General features: G+C 48.8%; 2 tRNA genes and 1 rRNA gene. All 3 read right to left on the reverse strand.

What is annotated here, in order from left to right:
• Positions 1-3 precede the first annotated feature (3 nt).
• The 3 genes from AC570I_RS21880 to AC570I_RS21890 all read right to left on the reverse strand — a co-directional run bounded on the left by AC570I_RS21880 (position 4) and on the right by AC570I_RS21890 (position 1,870).
• Positions 4-77, reverse strand: a tRNA-Ala gene (locus AC570I_RS21880).
• Positions 78-93: 16 nt separating this feature from the next.
• Positions 94-168: transfer RNA gene (locus AC570I_RS21885), tRNA-Ile, on the reverse strand.
• A gap of 182 nt (positions 169-350) precedes the next feature.
• Positions 351-1,870: ribosomal RNA gene (locus AC570I_RS21890) — 16S ribosomal RNA — on the reverse strand.
• Positions 1,871-2,140: the final 270 nt, after the last annotated feature.

Below are 2,140 nucleotides of genomic sequence, written 5' to 3' on the forward strand. Positions count from 1 at the left end.
ATGTGGAGAATAACGGAGTCGAACCGTTGACCTCCTGCGTGCAAGGCAGGCGCTCTAGCCAGCTGAGCTAATCCCCCAGGATCATTGTTGTTGTAGTCCCGTCCAGATTTGAACTGGAGACCCCTACATTATCAGTGTAGTGCTCTAACCAGGCTGAGCTACGGGACTGTGGCTTTTGGTTCGGCGTATATTGCGGTTAGTATATTACCGCTACCGCTCCATTTGCTTTACCTAGCTTTCGTTCCGATGTCCCATTACTGATTGGACAACCGTCATTTCTTCTGGGTGTTTCTTTTGTTTCTCTTTTTTGAAATATCATGTTGCGAAGCGAGCAGGTGATCCTACTCCAGAAAGGAGGTATTCCAGCCGCACCTTCCGGTACGGCTACCTTGTTACGACTTAGCCCCAGTTATCGGTTTTACCCTAGGACGCTCCTTACGGTTACATACTTTAGGTACCCCCAACTTCCATGGCTTGACGGGCGGTGTGTACAAGGCCCGGGAACGTATTCACCGCGTCATTGCTGATACGCGATTACTAGCGAATCCAACTTCATGGGGTCGAGTTGCAGACCCCAATCCGAACTGTGAATGGCTTTGTGAGATTCGCATCATATTGCTATGTAGCTGCCCTCTGTACCATCCATTGTAGCACGTGTGTAGCCCCGGACGTAAGGGCCATGATGACTTGACGTCGTCCCCTCCTTCCTCTCTGTTTGCACAGGCAGTCTGTTTAGAGTCCCCATCATTACATGCTGGCAACTAAACATAGGGGTTGCGCTCGTTGCGGGACTTAACCCAACACCTCACGGCACGAGCTGACGACAGCCATGCAGCACCTAGTTTCGTGTGATTGCTCACTGATCTATCTCTAAATCATTCACTAACTTTCAAGCCCGGGTAAGGTTCCTCGCGTATCATCGAATTAAACCACATGCTCCTCCGCTTGTGCGGGCCCCCGTCAATTCCTTTGAGTTTCACCCTTGCGGGCGTACTCCCCAGGTGGAACACTTAACGCTTTCGCTTAGCCGCTGACTGTGTATCGCCAACAGCGAGTGTTCATCGTTTAGGGCGTGGACTACCAGGGTATCTAATCCTGTTTGATCCCCACGCTTTCGTGCCTCAGCGTCAATAAGACCATAGTAAGCTGCCTTCGCAATCGGTGTTCTGAGACATATCTATGCATTTCACCGCTACTTGTCTCATTCCGCCTACCTCTAGTCCATTCAAGCCCATCAGTATCAAGGGCACTGCGATAGTTGAGCTACCGTCTTTCACCCCTGACTTAACAGGCCGCCTACGCACCCTTTAAACCCAATAAATCCGGATAACGCTTGGATCCTCCGTATTACCGCGGCTGCTGGCACGGAGTTAGCCGATCCTTATTCTTCCGGTACATTCAGCTTCCTACACGTAGAAAGGTTTATTCCCGGATAAAAGCAGTTTACAACCCATAGGGCAGTCTTCCTGCACGCGGCATGGCTGGTTCAGAGTTGCCTCCATTGACCAATATTCCTTACTGCTGCCTCCCGTAGGAGTCTGGTCCGTGTCTCAGTACCAGTGTGGGGGGCCATCCTCTCAGATCCCCTAGTCATCGTCGCCTTGGTGGGCCATTACCCCGCCAACTAGCTAATGACACGCATGCCCATCTTCATCCCATAAATGTTTGATCATTAGATAATGCTATCCTGTGATTTTATGCGGTATTAATCCGGATTTCTCCGGGCTATCCCCCAGATAAAGGTAGGTTGCATACGCGTTACGCACCCGTGCGCCGGTCTCAAGAAAGCAAGCTCTCTCTACCCCTCGACTTGCATGTATTAGGCCTGCCGCTAGCGTTCATCCTGAGCCAGGATCAAACTCTCCATTGTAAAATGTTGTGTTGATTCTGACCAGTTTTAACTATTGTTAAAAATAGTCTTCTTTTGTTTTGTCTGTTAGACATCACCTTTAAAATAAAGCTCCTTAATCATGTACTTCGATCAGTACTCCATTAAACCCGCTTTCGCTACATTGACATCTCTTTTAAGAACTTATCGGCTCATAACCTCTCGGCAGCCTCTTTATATATCTTCAAACTTCAGTTCGCTTAAGTCGTATTCGTCTTAGCGTGTTTTTCGTCTGTTTCAATCTTTTTTAAT

It is taken from the genome of Pedobacter sp. A2324, from assembly GCF_059693705.1.